Below are 20,220 nucleotides of genomic sequence, written 5' to 3'. Positions count from 1 at the left end.
ACAAAGTTGTTGTTGGTTGATTTATGTTCGCTCGCTCTTTTTGGATTTATTTACCCTCGAAAGTTCTGATGTTTAATTGAACAGATACCAACAAAAATATGAAGCGCAGTCTAATTAAATGAAACTAATATGCTGTATTTAAAGTTATTTTTTGTTAATAACTACCTCTATCACAGAAATTAATCCTGAAGCACATACAATCCCTCCTGTTTTCGAATGAGCGTAAATTTTTTTCGTTCGAGCATTTTTAATTCTTCCTTCGCCCAATAATTATGAGGTTCCTATGTTTGGAATATTCAAACCTATGGCGCATATCGATCGCTTGTCATCAGATAAGATCGATAGCACCTACACACGACTACGATGGCAGCTGTTTCTCGGCATCTTCGTTGGCTATGCGGGGTACTACTTAGTCCGTAAAAACTTCAGTTTGGCAATGCCTTACTTGATTGAACAGGGTTTCAGCCGTGGTGAGCTAGGGGTGGCATTAGCAGCCGTATCTATTGCTTACGGTTTATCTAAATTCTTAATGGGTAGCGTTTCTGACCGTTCAAACCCTCGTTATTTCCTCAGCGGCGGCTTGTTAATGTCGGCACTGGTGATGTTCTGCTTCGGCTTTATGCCATGGGCTACAGGCAGCATTACTGCGATGTTTATCCTGCTATTCTTAAATGGTTGGTTCCAAGGTATGGGTTGGCCAGCTTGTGGGCGAACCATGGTTCACTGGTGGTCACGTAAAGAACGTGGTGAGATCGTGTCGGTATGGAACGTTGCTCACAACGTGGGTGGCGGTTTGATTGGTCCAATGTTCTTGTTGGGGCTGTGGGCTTTTAACGACGATTGGCGAACCGCTTTTTATGTTCCTGCATTTTTTGCCACTCTCGTTGCTATCTTTGTTTGGTTTACCGTAAGAGATACGCCTCAATCTTGTGGGTTACCACCGATTGAAGAACACAAAGACGATTACCCAGACGACTACGATACGTCTCATGAGAAAGAAATGACGGCGAAAGAGATCTTCTTTAAGTACGTTTTCTCTAACAAGCTGTTGTGGTCAATCGCGATTGCTAACGCGTTTGTTTACCTTATCCGTTATGGCGTACTCGATTGGGCTCCGGTTTATTTAAAAGAAGCAAAAGACTTCTCAGTAGATAAATCATCATGGGCTTACTTCCTGTATGAGTGGGCTGGTATTCCTGGCACGTTATTATGTGGTTGGATTTCAGATAAGTTATTCAAAGGCCGACGCGCACCTGCAGGAATCTTGTTCATGGTTCTAGTGACACTCGCTGTGTTGGTATATTGGTTAAATCCAGCGGGTAACCCAACGATTGATATGTTGGCATTGGTTGCGATTGGTTTCCTTATCTATGGCCCTGTAATGCTGATCGGCTTGTATGCACTGGAACTTGCACCTAAGAAAGCAGCAGGTACAGCTGCTGGTTTAACTGGTTTGTTTGGTTACTTAGGTGGCGCGGTTGCTGCGAACGCAATACTCGGCTTTATGGTTGACCATTACGGTTGGGATGGCGGCTTCATTATTTTGGTCGGCGCTTGTGTGGCTTCAATCATCTGTCTGCTTTACGCCTTCTTAGGTGAGCGTGCGCACCATAAACAAAAAGATCTCGAACGAGAGAAAGAAGCGCTAGCTCAGTAGTGTATTTACTGAATCACATCTATAAATAACAACAGAGGCAGGTATATCCTGCTTCTGTTTTATCAAGGAAAACAATAATGAAAACAACGTCACTGTCTCTGACCTTATTAGCACTAAGCTTATCTGCAAATGTATTCGCCGATCCTTTAGTGATTGCGCATCGCGGTGCTTCTGGTTATTTGCCTGAACACACATTGCCCGCTAAAGCGCTCGCTTATGCGATGAAACCTGACTACATCGAACAAGATGTCGTGATGACCAAAGACGACCAATTGGTGGTTTTGCATGATCACTATCTAGACCGAGTCACCGATGTCGCGGATCGCTTTCCAACACGCGCTCGTGCAGATGGCCGTTACTACGCAATTGATTTTACGCTTGCTGAGATCAAATCCCTGAAAGTGACCGAAGGCTTTAACCTAGATGAACAAGGTAAAAGAGTAGCAGGGTACCCAACGCGCTTCCCAATGTGGCAGTCTGATTTCCGTGTCGCTACCTTTGCTGAAGAAATCGAGCTGATCCAAGGCTTGAATAAGACCCTTGGTTATAACGTGGGTATCTACCCAGAAATCAAAGCACCTTGGTTCCATCGCCACGAAGGCAAAGACATCTCTAAAGCTGTGCTTGCGACCTTGCATCAATATGGTTACCTATCGAAAGACGACAAAGTGTATTTGCAGTGTTTCGACGCCAATGAACTTCAACGCATTAACGATGAGCTCATGCCTGCGATGGAAATGGATCTTAAGCTCGTTCAGTTGATAGCCTATACAGATTGGAATGAAACCATGACGTACCAAGGTGACAAAGCAACGCCGTACAGTTACGACTGGATGTTTGAAGCTGATGGCATGGAAAAAGTGGCGACTTACGCGGAAGGAATAGGTCCTTGGAAGCCAATGTTGGTAGACGATGCATCGACCAAAGATAACATCATTATTAAACCGTTAATGAAGTCAGCAAAAGACGCGGGCTTAGATGTTCACCCGTACACGTTCCGTGCCGACCCGGGAAGAATCCCAGCTTATGCTGATAACTTTGATGGCATGTTGGAGGTCTTCTACAACCAAGTCAAAGTCGATGGTGTGTTTACCGACTTCCCAGACAAAGCGGTCGACTTCTTGAACCGTTAGTATCCTGCCAATTACGAGCGACTAGTAACGAGATATTCAGAGCTAAAAGCACAGCCTAAAGACGCTTTTAGCTCTTTCTGTATCAGCCTTAAAATCCAATCCATATTCTTCTTTCTCAGCCCACATTTTGATATTCACTCGGTTTACAGCGATAACCTGACTTGATAGGTTACTCCCAATGCAGCCAGATGCTTAATCTATAAGTGTTTATCAGCTCAACCTAATATTGAATTTGGAAAGATCATGGAAGAAAGAAGCAAAGCTTATCTTGATAGCTACCTCAACACATTGCCAGCAGACGTTGCTTCGCAATACACCTCTTTTAGTGCCGATTATTACTGTGCTGATGAATACAACGCCAATCTCTGCGCACAGTTAATCCTCAAGGGTGAAAAACAGGCGTCTTGCAGCCTTGAATATTGGTACAGCCATGAAGGAGAAGTGATGCCTGTCGTAGGGCATTTACAAGTCGTCACCGATTGGGATGGCAAACCGGTTTGCATTGTAGAGATCACTTCAGTCTCACAGTGCAAATACAACGAAGTTACTGCTGAGTTTGCTGCCGCTGAAGGCGAGGGTGATAAAACACTTGAATGGTGGCGAGAAGCGCACTGGAACTTCTTCTCTCGTGAATGTGAAGAGCTCAAGATCTCACCAAGTGAAGACATGTTACTTATGTTGGAGCGTTTCAAAGTGGTTTATCAATAGTGAAGTCCCCGTTCGTGATGTGTTGAATCGGAAGGCATGGCACTTTAGCCTTCATTTGACCAATACAAGATAACTAACAATCACAAGGAGAGTGATGTGAAAATAGCGGTATTGGATGACTACCAGAACGTCGTTAAAGACCTCGATTGCTTCAAAAAACTCGAACAACACGATGTCACGGTATTTACCGAGACATACTCAGAGCAAGATCTCGTCGCTAAGTTGGTCTCGTTTGAAGCCATTGTGCTCATTCGTGAAAGAACTGAGATCACCGAATCTTTGTTATCGCAGCTCCCAAACCTCAAGCTGATTAGCCAGACGGGCAAAGTGAGTAACCATATCGACCCGCAAATGTGCGAACGATTTGGTGTTACCGTGTTAGAAGGCCGAGGCTCGCCAGTCGCACCCTCTGAATTATGCTGGGCGTTGATTATGGCTGCATCGCGCCACATTCCCACTTACGCTTCAAACCTTAAGCAAAACCAGTGGCAAGATTCTGGCTCGCTAGGGTTAGGTCGAACTTTGAAGGGCTTAAAGCTAGGTATTTGGGGCTACGGAAAAATCGGCAAATGCATTGCACTATATGCCCAAGCATTTGGGATGTCTGTCGTAGTGTGGGGTAGCCAAGCTTCACGTGATCAAGCGCAAGCAGATGGTTTTGAAGCAGCAACAACCAAACAAGACTTCTTCCGAGAAGTTGATGTGCTTTCTTTGCATTTGCGTTTGAATGGTGTCACCAGAGGATGTGTTACAGCACACGACCTTAGCTTGATGAAGCCTGACTCACTGCTTGTGAACATCAGCCGCGCGGAGTTAGTCGAACCGATGGCTCTGTATCATGAACTACGCGAGGTACCGACCAAAACAGCGGCTATTGATGTGTTCGATTGTGAGCCAGTAACAACAGACTCCGAACCGCTACTGTCCCTACCAAACGTCACAGCGACTCCACATTTGGGCTATGTTGAACAAAATAGCTACCAACTCTACTTCGATATCGCCTTCGACAACATTCTGTCCTATCAAAAGGGTGGCATATAGCGATAGAATCCGCCCAAAGCAATAAAAAGGTAGGGAAGTATGAGCTTAACAATCAGAGAAGTCGCGGTAGAAGATGCACAAGGCATTATTGATGTATTGAATCCAATCATTATCGAAGCGCGTTATACGATCTTGGATCAGACTTTTACTGTTGATGAAGAAAAGGGATTCATTGAGTCGTTCCCAAAACGTGGTGTGTTTAGCGTTGCAGTCAACGAAACGACCAACCAGTTACTTGGTTTTCAGAATGTCGAACCATTTGCTACTTACACTAAGGCCTTTGACCACGTTGGTATTATTGGCACTTATGTTGATGCAAATAGCCGTGGGCAAGGCGTTGCAAAACAGTTGTTTGATTACACATTTAAAGCAGCCAAAGCGAAAGGTTACGAAAAGCTGTTCGCCTATGTAAGAGCAGACAACGAGCGCGCGTTAGCGGTATACCTTAAGCAAGGTTTTGAAATCGTCGGAATGGCTAAGAAACACGGTAAGATTGGGGACCAGTACTTTGACGAGATCCTTATCGAGAAGTTTTTATAGGCTCGCTTAAACACTAGAGAATTCATCGTATGCAGGAGGCAAGATGACAAAGCTAATCGAATTAACAGAAATAGTCTTATTCGACTGGGGCAATACGCTGATGGTCGATTTCCCAGACGCACAAGGGAAGATGTGCGACTGGGAAACCGTACAAGAAGTGAGTGGTGCTCGTGCATTACTGGCTGAACTCTCCAAAAATCATCAAGTCTACGTTGCCACCAATGCTGGTGATTCCAGTAAAGATGACATAATTCGTGCCTTTGAGCGTGTTGGCCTGTCTCAATATATATTGGGTTACTTTTGTAAGGCGAGCATTGGCTTTTCTAAGTTCGAGTCGGGGTTCTATCCTGCCATCATTTCTAAGCTCGGTGTTGCACCACAAGACATCACCATGGTAGGCGACACTCTAGAGAAAGACATTTACCCAGCACTTGAAGCGGGTTTGCAAGCGGTGTGGTTGAACACGGAAGGAGTTGAGGTTAAGTCACAGCATCCACGTATCGTGCAAGTTAAAAGCCTAAGCGAACTGTTGGAGAAGCGCGATTAATTCTCTGATATTAAGTTCAGATAAAGCGCTTGTCTGTTTTGACGCCAATCTCTCATCTCTTTGCTGTCTAATCCTCTAAGCTAAGTCTAGTTTCCACTATGAGGGCTAGGTTATGAGTATCGAACGTCACGGAATATCGGTTGGAATTGAACGTGTTAGCGGTGAAACCATTGTTGTGTTCAAAGCGAAAGGCAAACTCACACACGATGACTATCAAGCAATGATGCCAATTCTAAAAACCACGCTAGAAGAACTCGATTCATCTAAACTCAAGATGCTGGTCGATATCTCCACCTTAACGGGTTGGGAGTTACGTGCTGCTTGGGATGATTTCAAACTGGGATTAGAGCTCAATTCGAAGATAGACAAAATCGCGATTTATGGTGATAAAAGCTGGCAAGAATTCGCTTCAAAAGTAGGGAGCTGGTTTGTGTCTGGTGAGATTAAGTCATTCGAAGACCATGACTCTGCGCTTAAGTGGTTAGTCGATTGATTCTATCTACGAACAACTAGAAAGCAATCCGTAAACAACGCCAATGACAGTTGACGAGCATTGTCTCGAACGCTGTCATTTTTCGGTTTGGCAATGATATTTCCTCTTCGATTCAATAGAGTATATTCATTGCAGCGTGTAACATACCCAGGCTTTGTTTGGTCGCGACTAATGGTGTGGCTAGATTCAGTAATAACGAGAACTAAAACAGAAATAAGGTCTAACGACATGCATAAGGTAATTGATAAGCTGGCTTGGATATTCATCAAAGACGGCAAGCTGTTGATGGTGAGATCCAAAGGCAAAGAACTGTTCTACCTGCCGGGTGGTAAGCGTGAAGCTGGCGAAAGTGATGAGCAAGCATTGCTTCGCGAAATCAAAGAAGAGATCTCAGTCGATTTAGTGCCTGATTCCATCAAATACGTCGAGACGTTTACAGGTCAAGCTGATGGTAAAGCGGAAGGTGTATCGGTGCAATTGACTTGTTACCTTGCTGATTATACTGGCGAACTGTCTCCAGATGCTGAAATCGAAGAACTTAAGTTTGTTGATGGCAACGACAGAGCGGTATGTTCACTGGCAGCACTGGTTGCGCTTGATTGGTTAGAAGCGAACCAGTATTTGGCTTAAGGTTTTGGCTGATATTAGCTGTATTATTACATATTAGCTAATGCTGAAGATTGATCTTCAAAAGATCATCGCTTACGAATAGCTTGAAGGGCGGCTGTCTTTCATCAACAGGTCGAGTTTCCTTTGAGCTTTCTTCGTGTCTTGTAAATCCACCACCTCAATCATTTCACACTCATCTCGTACCATCTCATTAATCAGGCTTGGGTAGTGTCGGCAATCTTCCGGACGGTCTAAGTAAATACTACATGTGTACTTGGCCTGAGCCTTGGTGTCTTTCGTCGGAACCAGTTCCAGAAAAGGGCAGCGAGATAAACGTTCGCCAGATTCAGGGTCGAACCATATCTCGCTTCCTCGAACATATTCAAAGATGTCTGGGTTGAACAGCTCCCACAAATCGATCTCTTCTTGAGTCGCGGCAAGGTCGCCATCTCCGTATTTGATACAGCATTTTCCGCATTGATTACAATCTTTCATTATCGACTTCATAAGTTGGTGAGCTTTTATCATTTTACCACTGATAGGCGTGGCACGTTGACTTTGTTGTTCATGGTTAAGCCGTTACGGGGCGGGAGCTTGGAATTACGGCGCTTAAAGTCAATTTATCTATGTACCACCACTCCAATAAAAGCTGTAAAAAGTGATACAATTTGCGTCTCTCACGTAATTCAAGCAAAGGCATCAAAATGAGAACCGTATACACCACCGAAGGCAACATCAACGCAAAGAAACAGAAAGATGCTTATCCAAAGTTGGCGCTATGTGACAAGTGTGTTGGTGGCTATGTGGTTATCGAGCAAGGTGAACGAACTTACAAGCCTTGTGCTAAATGTGGTGCCGACGATTAATGCGCCTTGATAAATACCTATGTAAAAGCACTGACCTAACCAAGCCTGAAGCGATTGAACGCATCCATAATGGCGAAGTGAACGTAAACAGTGAAACAGTCACCGATGAATCGACTCAGGTTCATGAAAGCAACGCCATCTTGTTGAATGGCACACCGCTTAAGTTGCGTGAATTTCGATACCTTTTGATGCACAAGCCAGCGGGTACTATTTGCTCCAATATCGATGAAGTTTATCCTTCATTGTTCAACTACATCGAGATAGACAAAGCATCAGAACTGCACATCGCAGGCCGCTTAGATGCCGACACCACAGGCTTAGTTTTGATTACCGATGATGGGCGCTGGTCATTCAACATTACGCTGCCAACCAAGTCGTGTAAGAAGGCGTATCGCGTGACATTGTCACGAGATATCAGAGACGATGTCGCTGACAAGTTCAAAGCGGGCATTCAATTGCAGGGCGAGCAAAAACTGACGCGTCCGGCAGAGCTTGAAGTGATTAACAGTAAAGAAGTGCTGTTGACCATTACAGAAGGTAAGTTTCATCAAGTAAAACGAATGTTTGCTGCGGTAGGGAATCGAGTTGTTGGCCTACACCGTGAACAGATTGGTGATGTTCGTTTAGATGTTGAAGCAGGCCAGTGGCGTTATCTAACTAAAGCCGAAGTCGACTCATTTCAACAAGGCTCTGAATAAGAGCTCTGAATAAACGCCGTAACCACTTAAAGCGTTATGGGTGTCAGCACCGGAATATCAGTACTATAAGGATGTAGGATGGAAAACCTAAAAGTCTCAGAAATTAAGTCTTTCGTACCCGCGAAAGACTTCGATTTATCCAAGCGTTTTTACCAGTCAATCGGCTTCGAGCTGATGTCTGAATTTCACGATATCGCCTATCTGCGTCACGGCGGTTGTGCGTTTCTTCTGCAAAACTTTTATGAACCTGCGCACTGTCACAATTACATGATGCACTTGCTGGTTGAAGACGTAAAAAGTTGGTATCAACACATCCAAAACTCTAATGTAGTGTCGGAATTTGAAGTTACCATTTCCGAGGTTGTTGAACAGCCATGGGGAATGCTTGAGTTTTGTATCACTGACCCAAGTGGTGTGCTGTGGCGTGTGGCTGAAAACATTAGGCCGAGTTAATTCATCCAACTTGCATTAAGGCCAGTGAAAACTTCAAATTATCCATCTGTTTCTTTATTTATGCCGACATAAGGCAATGATCAAATAGGTTCAAACATGGATATAAAGGCCAAAATGCACAGCCAAGACGTTTACTACTGTGACGACGTTGATTTGGTTGCTGAGCAAACTCAATGCTTAGAAGTGCTATACGATTTCAACCACACTCGCCCGAGCGAAGGTGATAAACGACAACAGATCATGAAGCAGTTGTTCGCCGAAGTTGGTGAGGGCTGCTACATCGAACCACCATTACATGCGAACTGGGGGCGCCACACGCACCTAGGCAACAATGTATACGTGAACTTCAATCTAACTCTGGTTGACGACACAGACGTATTCATCGGCGACAACGTGATGATTGCGCCTAACGTGACCATTGCCACTGGCACACATCCCATCAGCCCAGAACTCAGGCTAAAAGCAGCGCAGTTCAATGTTCCCGTTCGTATTGGCAACAACGTATGGCTTGGCGCGCACACCGTCGTACTTCCCGGTGTCACCATTGGTGAAAACTCTGTAATAGGTGCAGGGAGCATCGTCACCAAAGACATCCCAGCCAATGTCGTCGCAGTCGGCAACCCATGCCGTGTGATACGCGAAATCAACGAACGCGACCGAGAGTATTACCACAAAGATCGCCGCATTCCTGATGAGCTAAAGTAAGCGATTTTTCACACGCCTGAAATTAGCTGTGACATAAGCCATTGTTATGCAATGGCTTAGTTGCATATTACTTGCCTATCTTAGAAACTAGACAGAATTATTCTGGTTTAAATGCGGAATTTTTGGTTTTAATAGCTGTAATGTCTCAGTGTTTATACAGGGTTAGGTAAAGAACGAGAACTCGGATTTATAGCCTGTGTAAGTTCGCAGGTTTTCTTAACAATTTGATAGATTTACACATCGATGTTTATGGAGGTTTTATAATGGGAACTGTAATCGGTTTGGTGATTCTAGTTGCGATAGATTGGTATCTTGTTCGTAAAACAGGGCTTCATATCCATAAGTGGATTTCTAAAAAGTATGCCGCGTATCTGTCGGATAAGGGAAACAAAAAATAGCCTCTCTTATTAAGTCAACGGTATAAACAGCTTTATCCGCTATTTATTTACACACATTGCAAAGATTGGAGGATCCATGAAAGGTAAAGGAAAGTGCCTATGTGGCTCGGTTGAGTTGGAAGTAGAATACGCCAGTAATGAATTGGGGGCTTGTCATTGTAGTATGTGTAGAAATTGGTCTGGCGGTCCGATGTTAGTCATTGATTGCGCTGACTCAGTTAAAATATCAGGTGAATCAAATGTAGTGAGATATAAGTCATCAGATTGGGCGGAAAGAGGATTCTGCGGTAAATGTGGTACGCACTTGTTTTACTTTTTGGTGCCAAATAATCAATATCATCTTCCTGTCGGTTTATTGATGCCTGGGGATGACTACAAGTTAACTCATCAGATATTCATCGATGAAAAGCCCGAATACTACGAATTTAAAAATGAAACACAAAATATGACTGGTGCAGAAGTATTTGCCCACTTTGAAAGTGGAGAGTAAATATGAAGTCAGATTTTTCTAAACTAGCGACAACCGATTACGGAAACATACTAAGTAACGAACACTTTATTAATTTTAGTATTGGTCCTCTTTGGCAGGGAATGCCGCGAATTTGTGGAGAAGCGTTTACTGTCCAGTTAACGTCTGGTGATAATTTAATGCTTCATTCAGCCATATACGAAGCACCAGAAGGTTCCATCATTGTAGTGGATGGAGCTGATAGCGAATATGCAGTAGCTGGTGGCAATGTCTGCGCAGTCGCTAAGAGTCGAGGTATCAAAGGCTTTATTATTGATGGTGTCATTCGAGATTTGAGTGAAATTTCAGATATTAAGTTTCCAGTTTTTGCGAAAGGTGTTCATCCAGTACCGGGAAAGAAAGAGGTCTATTCTGAATTGGGCGCTCCAATCACTTGCGGGGGAGCAAAGGTCTCTGCGGGAGATATCATTGTTGCTGATGCAGAAGGTATTGTCGTTATTCCTAAATCCAGAAAAGACGAAGTGTTTTTAATGGCTTCACAGAAAGCAAGTAAAGAGGCGTCATTAACACTCGCTGAGTGGGAAATAAACCATAGGGCCAAAATAGCCCAAGCAATAACGTCTGCGAAACAAAAAACTGAGAGCACTGTAAGCTGATTCGTAATGCGCGGCATATTTACCTATTAATAAGCGTTAGACAATAACGAATAAATTAACCCATGGAGAAGAGAGTGATCGTTCGGATTGCGACGAAAGAAGATTCAAGTATCTTGTTAGAGTTTATTGAACAAAAAGCTGACTTTGACCGAAGTATGAAAGGGTTTAGCGGTGAGATCTCGACAACTATAGAGAAAATCGAACGCACACTATTCGGTGATTACGCATTTGCCCATGCTTTAATATTGGAACGGAATAGTGAGCCTTTTGGCTTCGCACTGTATCACTATCGATATTCATCCTTCAGTGGAGAGCCATCAATCTGGCTTGACGACCTATTGGTTACAGGAAATCAAAGATCAAAAGGGTATGGCCGTGAACTTATGTTGGCTTTAAAGTCACAAGCGAAGTCATCGTCCGCCTCTCACATCTCATGGACGGCAAGTCCGCACAATAAGAAAGCGCATGATTTCTACAAAAGGTTGGGTGCAGAGGTTGAGCGAATGGATGGTCAAAGACCTTATTTCCGTTGGGCAATGTACAATTCGTGATCACATAAAAAGAGAACTATGAAAATAACGACGCTGGTTGATAACTCTCGACTGGATAATAGGAAAGATTTAGCCGTTGAGCGCGGACTATCACTGCATATTGAAACTGAATCGCTAAAGATCTTGTTCGATATGGGAAGTGGCGATACGTTTTGTCAAAACGCACCATTACTGGGTATTGATATCAAAGATGTAGACCTCGCCGTCATATCACACAGGCACCATGACCATTGTAATGGTGCTGCCGATTTTGTTGCTCATAACTCTAAAGCCAAAGTGTTTTTGAAACACAGTGATGAGCGTAGCTACTACTTCCGCGCTTATGGTTTTAAAAATAATGTCGGTATTAATCCGGATTTACTGAAAAATAGTAATGGTCGCTTGAAATTCGTGAATAAGACGACAGAGATTACGCGTAACGTATTTATCATTACTGATATTAGCGATAAATACGAAAAGCCAAAAGGGAATCGGTACCTTTATACAAAATCTCAGGACAAATGGAAGCAGGACTCATTCGATCATGAATTACTGTTAGTGATTAAAGAGCCGGACGGTTTAGTTATATTTACTGGTTGTGCGCATAGTGGCGTTCTCAATATGATTGATACAGCGGTTACTCTGTTCCCAGGAGAGAGAATAAAAGCGGTTGTCGGGGGCTTCCATCTAGTGGGCTTACCATTGTTCAATAGTATTGGTGGCAAAAAGCAAGACATTAGAGATCTTGGGTTGACGTTGTCTCAATACCCCATTGATAAACTGTATACAGGGCACTGCACAGGCAAGAAAGCCTTTGACTTGTTGAAAGAAGTATTAGGCGAGCGTCTGGAAGCAATGCCGACAGGTCGATGTATTCATGTGTAACGTTGGTAAAAAACTCAGCTTGATGTTAGTTAGGTCACGATGAATAAACAAAAACTAAAGAATCTCATTCAACAAGTTCCAGAGCTAATCGAGACAGCGAAAGCATGTCATGAAGTCGGCTTACCAAACTTTTATATTGCCGGCGGTGCTATCACTCAAATAATCTGGAATGATATTGAAAACAAACCGCTTCTAGAGCAAGTTAAAGACTTCGATGTTGTCTATTTCAATAATGCTTCAGCCCTCACTGAGGACGAATTCAAAAACCGCATTCGTTCGCGGTTAAGTCATTGTGTCGACGTGGACGTAAAGAACCAAGCGACCATTCATGAGCATTACGCTAAGAAGTTCGGTTGCTTCATTCAACCATACGATCGTGTTGAACAAGGTATCGAGTCTTGGCTTTCTGCATTTGCTATCGGGTTTACTTTGGATGATTCAGGCGGCATCAAGGTGTTTTCACCATACGGTGTAGAGGATGCGTTTGATATGCTGATTAAACCGAATAAGCGAGCAATGACTCAATCAAATTACAATAAAATGACCACTGGATATAAGGTTCGATGGCAGCAAGTAAACGTACTCCCTTGGGATTGAACGATAGAGTTTACGAGATGATTCTCAACATTTGGTATTTAACTCGGCTTGGCGTCAATGGTAAGTTTGAAAGCAATCTCAGCATTGTTAGTCATTTAGCTGTACGTTTGTCCCTTGGTAAGAATTAAGGAGTTTTAAGTGAGTCAGGAAGTAAGAGTAGGTGTCGCTGCGGTTATTCTCCGCGAAGGCCGAGTGTTACTTGGAGAGCGAATTGGTTCTCACGGGGCTCATACTTGGGCTACGCCGGGCGGACACCTTGAATGGGGTGAGAGCATTGAAGAGTGTGCCAAACGCGAAACGTTAGAAGAGACAGGCTTAGTTGTTAATGCATTTGAGAAGCTGACTTTTACCAATGATATTTTTGAGAAAGAGAACAAGCACTATATAACGCTGTTTGTTGTTGCTTCTGATGCTAGCGGCGAACCAGAGGTAACAGAACCTGATAAATGTAAGCAATGGAAATGGTTTAAGCTAGATGAGTTACCTGAGCCATTGTTTCTTCCTCTGACGAATCTGTTGAGCGATTCGGTCATCCTTGGGAAGCTGGCGCAGTAATACAAATTGTTAGTTCGTTGCTATGTGAATACAGGGAATAATCAAATGGAATTAAAGTGTCACTGTGGAAATGTGAGCTTAGAACTGAGCTCGCTTCCAGACGAAGTCGGGGAGTGTAATTGTTCTATCTGTCGTCGTTATGCTGCCGCTTGGGCGTATTTTTCTCCAGAGCAAGTTCTGATCAACTTGAGCGAGAAAACTGAGTTTTATTGTTGGGGTGATAAAGAAGTCGAATTTCATCGTTGTAAGTCATGTGGATGTTTGACGCACTATGTAACGACAGAGAAATGCTCCGCAGATATTTTGGCAGTAAATATGAAAATGGCTGAAAATGAAGTTATCTCGCGTATTCCTGTTCGTAAGATTAATGGTGCTTCCTACTAGTTACCCAATAACACAAGCCGACGAGGAATTATGGCTAAAATCTACTACGTGTGTGGTTTGGTTTAAGCAACCCACCTGATGGGCATGTTCGATGGCCTTATTGTTGTTCGGTATATAAAGAGTCTGGGGTAAATATTTACTATTCACTTCCGAAACTGGCGAGTTCTTTGTTTTGCCTGTTGCTAGCCTATGTCTGAAACCAAAACACTTTAAGGAGTATCAGACATGTTTAAGACAATGCATACCGCATCAAAACCACTCGTTATTTGTAATGTTTGGGATGTAGCAAGCGCCTTAATTGCAGAGCAAACCGGCTTTTTAGCGATTGGGACATCGAGTGCAGCGATTGCACGCAGTCACGGGCTTGATGACGGTGAAAATATCGAATTTGAAGAGATACTATCGGCGGTAAAAGCTATTGCACAGGCAACAGATCTACCTCTGAGCGTGGATATTGAATCAGGTTACGGAGATACGCCGCAGGCAATTTATGAAAATATTACTGAGTTGGTGAATGCTGGCGTGGTCGGAATCAATATAGAAGATAGCGCAGTCGATAATCGTGAGAGGCGACTTTGTGATTTGATGATGTTCTCGCAAACGTTGAGAAAAGTTAAAAGTATGCTCAACAAAGCCAACCTAAAAGTATTCATTAATGTCCGCATTGACACATTTTTAATGAATGTAAAAGCGCCTCTAAAGGAGAGCATCAAGAGAATCCAAGCCTATCAGCAAGCAGGTGCTGATGGAGTTTTTCTTCCATGTATCAAAGGAACCGATGATATCAAAGCCGTTGTAGATAGCACGTTGCTGCCCATAAATGTCATGTGTGTTCCTGAATTACCAAATTTTAAAGAGTTAGAGGCTCTTGGCGTGAAGCGCATCAGCATGGGTAATTTCTTGTATGAAGCGATGCTTTCCTCATTGCAAAAGAACCTGATAACCATAAAACGTGAGCAATCATTTAGAACATTGTTTTGATACCGCAACCCTGAATAGGGTGCAAGTGATCGGAACTTTAAACTATAGCACTTGACATCAAACCAAGTGTGGCCCCGTTCCCGTGCGCGGATAAGAGTTGGAACTTCAAAACTATATAGTTGATTCGACTGATTTCAAAGGGTAGGGAGCTCATAATGCACGGGAGTCAATCAAACAAAAAAGGATAAATAAATGCAGTTTGCTAAGGCATTTGAATACAAAAAATGGGCAAATAGTCAGTTACTAGATTTTGGAGCGAGACAATTCTCAAACTGCCGGAAAACGATGGCACATTTTTCGTTAGAATTTTAAATCATACGACCGTGGTAGATAGTCTATTCATAAGTCGAATTCTCGGCGAACCGGAAAAATATACTGCTGATAATACCGTTGAAACTCCTTCGTTTTCAGTGCTGCGTGAGAGAATGGCTCACAATGACACATGGTTAGTGCAGTATGCACTGTCAGCCTCAAAAGAAGAATTAGACAAGGTTATTCAGTTTAACTTCGTAGATGGTGATATAGGGACAATGTCTGTTGAAGAAGTCCTTCTCCACTTACTCACACACGGTAATAACCACAGAGGCATGGCTTCTAGAGTGTTAGCTGAAAACAATTTAGAACGCCCAAAGGACACATTTACCCGTTATCTTCATCTCGCGGAGCCGACACGCAGAGGTGGCGCGGTGTTGAAAGAAAAATAGCAATAAGTAAATTTGGGAATTCAATATGATGACTTTAAGAACTGCAGACACTCATGAGTTAGATGATATTTATCTTATGGGCTTTGATGTATGGGGAGGTTCCGCATCAGTCGATGAGTATCTAGCTTGTTGTAATAAAAATGATAAGTATCAGAAGGGAACTTGGTATGTGCTCATTGAACATCAAAAAATATTATCTTCCTTGATTGTTTATCAAGGAGTGTTTGGTCTTGTAGATGGCAGCTGCGGGCTTGGTTCCGTTGCTACACCTCCAGAGCTAAGAGGCAAAGGCTATGCTTCAAAGTTAATTAACATGATAAAGAATGAGTTACTCCAGAATCAAAATAATACGGTGTTGTTCTTACATAGTGATATCGACAAAACGTTTTATAGGCGGTTAGGGTTTACAGTGACTGGAGGTTCTGACTGCATGTACATTACGAGTGATGGTAGGGCGTTCAAAGAGACACTGCCTGGGTATTTTTAACCGCACATGTTATGTGAGCTCTTTCGCAAGAATAATGACTAGCACTTGAAACCTAAGGCTTGGCATTTAATTGAGGGAACGAATGAGAGTTTTGATATCAGGTACCAATGGGTACATCGGTCATCACATTTATAACGTGTTTGTAGAAAGTGGCTTGGAAGTATTTCGGTACTCTAGGGACAATAGTGTTCACCCTTCCAGTTAGCCCTTTATTCGAATCGTCAGAACTTATTAGCGATTTTCAGTGAGGAAGAGGTATCAAGATAATCTGCTGTTGGAACTTGTTAGTGGCCGGCTTACCTCAAACTGGCTCATAAAAACGTTTTATCAATAGCAGCTCTTTGTTAATAATGTGTATCACTACGCACTTCCGCATCTATCCGGGCTGGTGGCATATTTGCTATGGTAGTCAGTACGTTACGGAAATATATTAGCCAGTTAGCGCAGGTTTATAACTTCTTTTAACCACTCAGTTTTGGCCTTTTGCTGCTGTGATCTTTTTTCGTAACATACTAATTATTAACAGGGCGCCTCCGATAAATAAGTACCACATCAATGTGTCAACTTGGCGGTAGTAGAATCCGTGTTGCCATAAATTTGGTTTAGGAGGAAATTCATGATCAGGGAAATGTCTAAATCTGACTTTGAGTCATTTTGGCCTACTTTCTCGGCTGTGATTCAAGCACAAGAAACCTACGCATTCGATCCAGAAATGACGATGGAACAAGCCTTTTCGGTTTGGTGTGAACAGCCATCAAAAACTTATGTCTATACCGAGAATGACGTTGTTTTAGGCTCGTACTACATAAAGCCTAATGCAATGGGTCCAAGCGGTCATATTTGTAACTGTGGTTATATGGTTTCCGAAGAGGCCAGGGGGCAGGGAATCGCGCGGTCTTTGTGCGAACACTCTCAACAAGTTGCGATTGAATTAGGCTTTGAGGCGATGCAATTCAACAGTGTCGTGTCGACGAACAAAACGGCAATCAAGCTTTGGGAAAGGCTTGGCTTTAGTATTATCGGATCGATTCCCAAAGCCTATAAGCATCCGCAATTAGGGGCCGTGAGCAGCTATATCATGTACAAATCACTTAAAAAGTAATAGAGCTCGCTCTATGGCCTATAGCCCTTTAAGAAGGTTAATGCTCAACACTGAGACCTAGAGGTTTGAAATGACAATAGTCGAAAAAATTGTTAGCCGTGAAATAGAAGCCGTCATCGTTTATGAATCCGATGACGTGATTGCTTTTGCTGACCACGACCCGATCAACTTTGGGCATATTTTGATTTGTCCGACACATCCGTACGCCAACTATATCGATCTACCAGAAGGTGTTCTTACTGAAATTCATTCTGTCGCTAGGCAGGTGTATAGACGTATTGAAGAGGCGTTTAAACCTGATGGTATTTCATTCTTGCAAAATAACGGTGAGTTTAATGAGTTGTCTCATTACCACCTGCATATCTTTCCAAGATTTGAGGGTGATCAGTTCGGTTGGCAGAGTAGTGAACTCGGCATTCAAAGTATAGAGAAACTGCACGAGTCATTAAAACATTTGTAATTTATAGTAAAAATTAGATGCACAAAAGTGCACGAAAAGGCTTAACAATGAGTGAAATAAAAACATTAGAACAATTAAATGAACTTTATGCCGAGCCGAGTAAAAGGGCTAAAAATAAAGTACTTCCAGCACTGGATGCCCATGCGATTACTTTGATCAATCATTGTCACTTTGCGGTGTTGGGGACGACAGACTCGCAAGGCTTTGGGGATTTGTCTCCAAAAGGCGGCGAGCCCGGTTTTATTAAGGTTGTCGATAACTCTACGGTCCTGATACCTGATAGTTCGGGAAACAATCGAATTGATGGTTTAAAAAACATCATCAATAACCCAGAAGTTGGATTACTGCTGATGGTTAATGGGATTGATGAAGTGGTACGTCTTAAAGGTAAAGCTAGCATCCATACCGATCCAAATTTGCTTGCTGCTTGCCCTGACGGGAAGAAAGCCCCAAAAGTCGTGATTAAGATCGCTGTAGAGTCTATGTACTTTCATTGCGCTAAGGCGGTAATGAGAGGCAAGCTTTGGTCTGATACGTTTAAAGTGGAGCGTTCTATTCTGCCTTCACTGGCACAGATCATGAAAGATCAACAAAACCTAGAAGACCCTGCGATCAATCAAGACGATATGGTCAAATATTACCAATCGACACTGTGATACTCATGAAGAATGTAGTTCAAATTATCTTTATGTCGGGCTCTAAGTTTCTGCTCGGTTTTCGTCAAAACACAGAAGCGTTCGACCAATACTGGGGATTTCCTTCCGGAAGAATAGAGCAAGGGGAGTTGCCTCGGAGTGCAGCAGAACGAGAAGCGCGAGAAGAGGTTGCGGTTAACGCTGGGAACTTAACATTGTTCGCGATTGTCTCTGACCCGGAGCTACCCATTTGTCACTATTTCTACCTATGCCATGAATGGGCTGGCGATATACAGAATGCTGAGCCCCATTTATGCCAAGAGTTGCGTTGGTTTGACCGTGATGAGCTACCCGAAAATTGCACACCAATAACTTACTTAATCACTCAACAATTGAATGACACCGCGCTTACAAAAAACATAAAGCCTGAGATTAACCAACCCAAGCTTTGTGCGTAAGCCGTTCTGTGTTGAGTAACAGACTTTTCATTTAGACTAGTGGCGTTGGGTATTAGTCAAACGTCACTTTGTACCAAAACTAAACACAATAACAGGGAAGATATGTTTACAGGTATTGTACAAACCGTTGCTAACATTGCTGAAGTCAGCGATAACAACGGAATAAGAACGTTCGTCATAGAGTTTCCAACAGGCTTTTGTCACGATTTGGAAATTGGTGCCAGTATCGCAATTGATGGCGTGTGTTTGACCGTTACTGAGTTGCTGTCCGATGTTCGAGTAAAGTTTGACGTCATGTTGCAAAGCCTATTAATTACTACGTTAAGCAATTATGAAGTCGGTCAATCAGTGAATGCTGAGAGGGCGGCAAGAGACGGTGCTGAAATTGGCGGTCACCCACTTTCTGGTCACGTTGATTTTAATGTCGCGATTATCCAAATATCCGAAATTGAAGATAACTACTGCGTGCGCTTAGCTCTTCCTGATGAGTGGAAAAGATATGTATTCCCAAAAGGTTATATTGCAATCAATGGGGCAAGCTTAACCGTTTCTGACGTTAATAAAGTCGAAGGGTGGTTTGAGGTTTGGCTGATCCCAGAAACCCGTCGAATGACCGTCTTTTCCTCGAAATCAGTAGGTAACTCCGTCAATATCGAAATCGAACGTGGTACTCAAGTCGTCGTCGACACGGTGCGTGATACTTTAAATGAAAACTTAGGTCCATTATTGCCTTTATTTGAGAAGTTACTGTCAGAGCAAGGTGTCGATCTAGATGCATTGGGTTATGAGCCTAATATATTGGGTTGTTCAAACGAACAAACTAATGCGGATTGGCACTCTAAAAAGGTGATCTATTGAGATGTTAGAAACGGCACGTACTCAAATTGAAACAATGGGTAAGCAACACGCAGCATCGCTTTTACAATATCATCTAGAAAATCGCTGCCATTTAGCTCCTTGGTCTCCCATGCGCGACGAGCAGTTCTATACCTTGGAGTATTGGGAAGAATTTTGTCATGCCAGTGAAGCGTTATTCGAGGGCGGGAAAGAAATTAAATTTGTCGCAATCGACAAAGAAACGAGAGAAATTGTCGGTGTCTGCAGTTACACCGCCATTGCTCGAGGTGTTTTTCAGGCATGCTTTTTGGGCTATCACATGGCACAAAAATATGAAGGTAAAGGTTTTATGACTGAAATTCTTGAGGTCACACTTCGATACATGTTTGACGTTGTGGGTCTCAATAGAGTTATGGCGACCTATATGCCACGTAATAAAGTGAGTGAAAAAGTTTTGTTTAAGCTTGGTTTTGAAAAAGAAGGCTACGCCAGGAAATACCTGAAAATCGCAGGGAAATGGGAAGATCATATCCTCACCTCGAAGATTGGCGAAAATTAACAAATCACCATAATTGAAGGTGGCTCGGTTGAACAACAGCAGAGAACTAATTAAACCGAAAAAGCATATTTAG

29 protein-coding genes and 1 pseudogene are annotated in these 20,220 nt (G+C 43.0%); 29 read left to right on the top strand and 1 reads right to left on the bottom strand.

The genetic code is table 11. The features are described 5' to 3' along the window. Window positions 1–283 precede the first annotated feature (283 nt). From glpT to CWO27_RS18055, 8 genes are all read left to right on the top strand, one after another. Window positions 284–1,657 carry a glycerol-3-phosphate transporter gene (glpT, locus tag CWO27_RS18090; protein ID WP_102479660.1) on the top strand — a complete coding sequence of 458 codons (1,374 nt, stop codon included), beginning with the start codon at window positions 284–286 and terminating at the stop codon, window positions 1,655–1,657. A gap of 77 nt (window positions 1,658–1,734) precedes the next feature. Beyond that, entirely contained in the window at window positions 1,735–2,790 is a 1,056-nt protein-coding gene (gene glpQ, locus CWO27_RS18085) for a glycerophosphodiester phosphodiesterase (RefSeq protein WP_107899321.1), read from the top strand. A 243-nt stretch (window positions 2,791–3,033) separates the two neighbouring features. Further along, window positions 3,034–3,498, top strand: a complete 465-nt coding sequence (locus tag CWO27_RS18080; RefSeq protein WP_107899320.1) for an ASCH domain-containing protein — start codon at window positions 3,034–3,036, stop codon at window positions 3,496–3,498. 96 nt (window positions 3,499–3,594) lie between these two features. Then, on the top strand, window positions 3,595–4,539 hold the full coding sequence (locus CWO27_RS18075) for a D-2-hydroxyacid dehydrogenase family protein (RefSeq protein ID WP_107899319.1): 945 nt from the start codon (window positions 3,595–3,597) through the stop codon (window positions 4,537–4,539). Between the two features lie 39 nt (window positions 4,540–4,578). Then, window positions 4,579–5,079 (top strand): GNAT family N-acetyltransferase, encoded by a 501-nt coding sequence (locus CWO27_RS18070; protein ID WP_107899318.1) that lies wholly within the window; start codon window positions 4,579–4,581, stop codon window positions 5,077–5,079. A 43-nt stretch (window positions 5,080–5,122) separates the two neighbouring features. Next, entirely contained in the window at window positions 5,123–5,626 is a 504-nt protein-coding gene (locus tag CWO27_RS18065; protein WP_107899317.1) for an HAD family hydrolase, read from the top strand. Between the two features lie 112 nt (window positions 5,627–5,738). After that, window positions 5,739–6,119: an STAS/SEC14 domain-containing protein gene (locus CWO27_RS18060; protein WP_017080563.1), complete on the top strand. Its 381-nt coding sequence runs from the start codon at window positions 5,739–5,741 to the stop codon at window positions 6,117–6,119. Between the two features lie 228 nt (window positions 6,120–6,347). After that, a complete protein-coding gene (locus tag CWO27_RS18055; protein WP_102478930.1) occupies window positions 6,348–6,749 on the top strand; it encodes an NUDIX hydrolase in 402 nt (133 codons plus the stop codon). Window positions 6,750–6,821: 72 nt separating this feature from the next. On the opposite strand, the gene CWO27_RS18050 is transcribed toward CWO27_RS18055, so the two are convergent. Next, a complete protein-coding gene (locus CWO27_RS18050) occupies window positions 6,822–7,223 on the bottom strand; it encodes a YkgJ family cysteine cluster protein (RefSeq protein WP_055318759.1) in 402 nt (133 codons plus the stop codon). A 209-nt stretch (window positions 7,224–7,432) separates the two neighbouring features. On the opposite strand from CWO27_RS18050, the gene CWO27_RS23625 reads away from it, so the two are divergent. The 21 genes and pseudogenes from CWO27_RS23625 (at window position 7,433) to CWO27_RS17945 (ending at window position 20,147) form a co-directional block, all read left to right on the top strand. After that, window positions 7,433–7,594 carry a hypothetical protein gene (locus CWO27_RS23625; RefSeq protein WP_048664948.1) on the top strand — a complete coding sequence of 54 codons (162 nt, stop codon included), beginning with the start codon at window positions 7,433–7,435 and terminating at the stop codon, window positions 7,592–7,594. Beyond that, a complete protein-coding gene (locus CWO27_RS18045) occupies window positions 7,594–8,292 on the top strand; it encodes a pseudouridine synthase (protein WP_102478924.1) in 699 nt (232 codons plus the stop codon). The genes CWO27_RS23625 and CWO27_RS18045 overlap by 1 nt, the downstream gene beginning before the upstream one ends. A gap of 78 nt (window positions 8,293–8,370) precedes the next feature. After that, window positions 8,371–8,745, top strand: coding sequence for a VOC family protein (locus CWO27_RS18040; RefSeq protein ID WP_050634406.1), 375 nt, complete (start codon window positions 8,371–8,373; stop codon window positions 8,743–8,745). A gap of 96 nt (window positions 8,746–8,841) precedes the next feature. Then, a complete protein-coding gene (locus tag CWO27_RS18035) occupies window positions 8,842–9,450 on the top strand; it encodes a sugar O-acetyltransferase (RefSeq protein ID WP_086969973.1) in 609 nt (202 codons plus the stop codon). A gap of 263 nt (window positions 9,451–9,713) precedes the next feature. Next, entirely contained in the window at window positions 9,714–9,848 is a 135-nt protein-coding gene (locus CWO27_RS23810; protein WP_102478925.1) for a hypothetical protein, read from the top strand. A gap of 76 nt (window positions 9,849–9,924) precedes the next feature. Continuing rightward, on the top strand, window positions 9,925–10,338 hold the full coding sequence (locus CWO27_RS18025; protein WP_102478926.1) for a GFA family protein: 414 nt from the start codon (window positions 9,925–9,927) through the stop codon (window positions 10,336–10,338). Window positions 10,339–10,340: 2 nt separating this feature from the next. Continuing rightward, window positions 10,341–10,973, top strand: coding sequence for an RraA family protein (locus CWO27_RS18020; RefSeq protein WP_102478927.1), 633 nt, complete (start codon window positions 10,341–10,343; stop codon window positions 10,971–10,973). 62 nt (window positions 10,974–11,035) lie between these two features. Continuing rightward, a complete protein-coding gene (locus CWO27_RS18015) occupies window positions 11,036–11,524 on the top strand; it encodes a GNAT family N-acetyltransferase (protein WP_102478928.1) in 489 nt (162 codons plus the stop codon). Window positions 11,525–11,542: 18 nt separating this feature from the next. Then, window positions 11,543–12,388 (top strand): MBL fold metallo-hydrolase, encoded by an 846-nt coding sequence (locus CWO27_RS18010; RefSeq protein ID WP_102529991.1) that lies wholly within the window; start codon window positions 11,543–11,545, stop codon window positions 12,386–12,388. Between the two features lie 39 nt (window positions 12,389–12,427). Next, entirely contained in the window at window positions 12,428–12,985 is a 558-nt protein-coding gene (locus tag CWO27_RS18005; RefSeq protein WP_102479160.1) for a nucleotidyltransferase family protein, read from the top strand. A gap of 138 nt (window positions 12,986–13,123) precedes the next feature. Next, a complete protein-coding gene (locus tag CWO27_RS18000; protein WP_102479159.1) occupies window positions 13,124–13,540 on the top strand; it encodes a nucleotide triphosphate diphosphatase NUDT15 in 417 nt (138 codons plus the stop codon). 45 nt (window positions 13,541–13,585) lie between these two features. Beyond that, a complete protein-coding gene (locus CWO27_RS17995; RefSeq protein WP_102479158.1) occupies window positions 13,586–13,924 on the top strand; it encodes a GFA family protein in 339 nt (112 codons plus the stop codon). 225 nt (window positions 13,925–14,149) lie between these two features. Further along, window positions 14,150–14,905, top strand: a complete 756-nt coding sequence (locus tag CWO27_RS17990) for an isocitrate lyase/PEP mutase family protein (protein WP_102479157.1) — start codon at window positions 14,150–14,152, stop codon at window positions 14,903–14,905. A 192-nt stretch (window positions 14,906–15,097) separates the two neighbouring features. Then, window positions 15,098–15,609: pseudogene (locus tag CWO27_RS17985) on the top strand (DinB family protein). Window positions 15,610–15,634: 25 nt separating this feature from the next. Then, window positions 15,635–16,096, top strand: coding sequence for a GNAT family N-acetyltransferase (locus CWO27_RS17980; RefSeq protein ID WP_102479156.1), 462 nt, complete (start codon window positions 15,635–15,637; stop codon window positions 16,094–16,096). 616 nt (window positions 16,097–16,712) lie between these two features. Beyond that, window positions 16,713–17,198, top strand: coding sequence for a GNAT family N-acetyltransferase (locus tag CWO27_RS17970; protein ID WP_102425897.1), 486 nt, complete (start codon window positions 16,713–16,715; stop codon window positions 17,196–17,198). Window positions 17,199–17,268: 70 nt separating this feature from the next. Further along, on the top strand, window positions 17,269–17,658 hold the full coding sequence (locus CWO27_RS17965; RefSeq protein WP_102479155.1) for an HIT family protein: 390 nt from the start codon (window positions 17,269–17,271) through the stop codon (window positions 17,656–17,658). A gap of 47 nt (window positions 17,659–17,705) precedes the next feature. Beyond that, window positions 17,706–18,314: a pyridoxamine 5'-phosphate oxidase family protein gene (locus tag CWO27_RS17960; RefSeq protein ID WP_102479162.1), complete on the top strand. Its 609-nt coding sequence runs from the start codon at window positions 17,706–17,708 to the stop codon at window positions 18,312–18,314. Between the two features lie 5 nt (window positions 18,315–18,319). Continuing rightward, complete coding sequence (locus tag CWO27_RS17955; RefSeq protein WP_102479154.1) at window positions 18,320–18,751, top strand: NUDIX domain-containing protein; 432 nt, start codon at window positions 18,320–18,322, stop codon at window positions 18,749–18,751. A 102-nt stretch (window positions 18,752–18,853) separates the two neighbouring features. Further along, window positions 18,854–19,609 carry a riboflavin synthase subunit alpha gene (locus CWO27_RS17950; protein WP_102479153.1) on the top strand — a complete coding sequence of 252 codons (756 nt, stop codon included), beginning with the start codon at window positions 18,854–18,856 and terminating at the stop codon, window positions 19,607–19,609. Window position 19,610: 1 nt separating this feature from the next. Beyond that, window positions 19,611–20,147 carry a GNAT family N-acetyltransferase gene (locus tag CWO27_RS17945; protein WP_107899316.1) on the top strand — a complete coding sequence of 179 codons (537 nt, stop codon included), beginning with the start codon at window positions 19,611–19,613 and terminating at the stop codon, window positions 20,145–20,147. The last annotated feature ends 73 nt before the right edge of the window (window positions 20,148–20,220 follow it).

The sequence above is a fragment of the Vibrio sp. 10N.286.51.C3 genome (assembly GCF_003050065.1).
Taxonomy (GTDB): Bacteria; Pseudomonadota; Gammaproteobacteria; order Enterobacterales; family Vibrionaceae; genus Vibrio; species Vibrio crassostreae.
This window is presented reverse-complemented; position numbering and strand designations above follow the sequence as displayed.

Coding starts and splice junctions, on each gene's coding strand:
- CWO27_RS23625 (WP_048664948.1), top strand. CDS start 7,433: ATGAGAACCGTATACACCACCGAAGGCAACATCAACGCAAAGAAACAG.
- glpT (WP_102479660.1), top strand. CDS start 284: ATGTTTGGAATATTCAAACCTATGGCGCATATCGATCGCTTGTCATCA.
- CWO27_RS17945 (WP_107899316.1), top strand. CDS start 19,611: ATGTTAGAAACGGCACGTACTCAAATTGAAACAATGGGTAAGCAACAC.
- CWO27_RS23810 (WP_102478925.1), top strand. CDS start 9,714: ATGGGAACTGTAATCGGTTTGGTGATTCTAGTTGCGATAGATTGGTAT.
- CWO27_RS17960 (WP_102479162.1), top strand. CDS start 17,706: ATGAGTGAAATAAAAACATTAGAACAATTAAATGAACTTTATGCCGAG.
- CWO27_RS18050 (WP_055318759.1), bottom strand. CDS start 7,223: ATGAAAGATTGTAATCAATGCGGAAAATGCTGTATCAAATACGGAGAT.
- CWO27_RS17990 (WP_102479157.1), top strand. CDS start 14,150: ATGTTTAAGACAATGCATACCGCATCAAAACCACTCGTTATTTGTAAT.
- CWO27_RS18040 (WP_050634406.1), top strand. CDS start 8,371: ATGGAAAACCTAAAAGTCTCAGAAATTAAGTCTTTCGTACCCGCGAAA.
- CWO27_RS18010 (WP_102529991.1), top strand. CDS start 11,543: ATGAAAATAACGACGCTGGTTGATAACTCTCGACTGGATAATAGGAAA.
- CWO27_RS18055 (WP_102478930.1), top strand. CDS start 6,348: ATGCATAAGGTAATTGATAAGCTGGCTTGGATATTCATCAAAGACGGC.
- glpQ (WP_107899321.1), top strand. CDS start 1,735: ATGAAAACAACGTCACTGTCTCTGACCTTATTAGCACTAAGCTTATCT.
- CWO27_RS18020 (WP_102478927.1), top strand. CDS start 10,341: ATGAAGTCAGATTTTTCTAAACTAGCGACAACCGATTACGGAAACATA.
- CWO27_RS18025 (WP_102478926.1), top strand. CDS start 9,925: ATGAAAGGTAAAGGAAAGTGCCTATGTGGCTCGGTTGAGTTGGAAGTA.
- CWO27_RS18060 (WP_017080563.1), top strand. CDS start 5,739: ATGAGTATCGAACGTCACGGAATATCGGTTGGAATTGAACGTGTTAGC.
- CWO27_RS17950 (WP_102479153.1), top strand. CDS start 18,854: ATGTTTACAGGTATTGTACAAACCGTTGCTAACATTGCTGAAGTCAGC.
- CWO27_RS17970 (WP_102425897.1), top strand. CDS start 16,713: ATGATCAGGGAAATGTCTAAATCTGACTTTGAGTCATTTTGGCCTACT.
- CWO27_RS18080 (WP_107899320.1), top strand. CDS start 3,034: ATGGAAGAAAGAAGCAAAGCTTATCTTGATAGCTACCTCAACACATTG.
- CWO27_RS17980 (WP_102479156.1), top strand. CDS start 15,635: ATGATGACTTTAAGAACTGCAGACACTCATGAGTTAGATGATATTTAT.
- CWO27_RS17965 (WP_102479155.1), top strand. CDS start 17,269: ATGACAATAGTCGAAAAAATTGTTAGCCGTGAAATAGAAGCCGTCATC.
- CWO27_RS18015 (WP_102478928.1), top strand. CDS start 11,036: ATGGAGAAGAGAGTGATCGTTCGGATTGCGACGAAAGAAGATTCAAGT.
- CWO27_RS18065 (WP_107899317.1), top strand. CDS start 5,123: ATGACAAAGCTAATCGAATTAACAGAAATAGTCTTATTCGACTGGGGC.
- CWO27_RS18045 (WP_102478924.1), top strand. CDS start 7,594: ATGCGCCTTGATAAATACCTATGTAAAAGCACTGACCTAACCAAGCCT.
- CWO27_RS17955 (WP_102479154.1), top strand. CDS start 18,320: ATGAAGAATGTAGTTCAAATTATCTTTATGTCGGGCTCTAAGTTTCTG.
- CWO27_RS18005 (WP_102479160.1), top strand. CDS start 12,428: ATGAATAAACAAAAACTAAAGAATCTCATTCAACAAGTTCCAGAGCTA.
- CWO27_RS18035 (WP_086969973.1), top strand. CDS start 8,842: ATGGATATAAAGGCCAAAATGCACAGCCAAGACGTTTACTACTGTGAC.
- CWO27_RS17995 (WP_102479158.1), top strand. CDS start 13,586: ATGGAATTAAAGTGTCACTGTGGAAATGTGAGCTTAGAACTGAGCTCG.
- CWO27_RS18070 (WP_107899318.1), top strand. CDS start 4,579: ATGAGCTTAACAATCAGAGAAGTCGCGGTAGAAGATGCACAAGGCATT.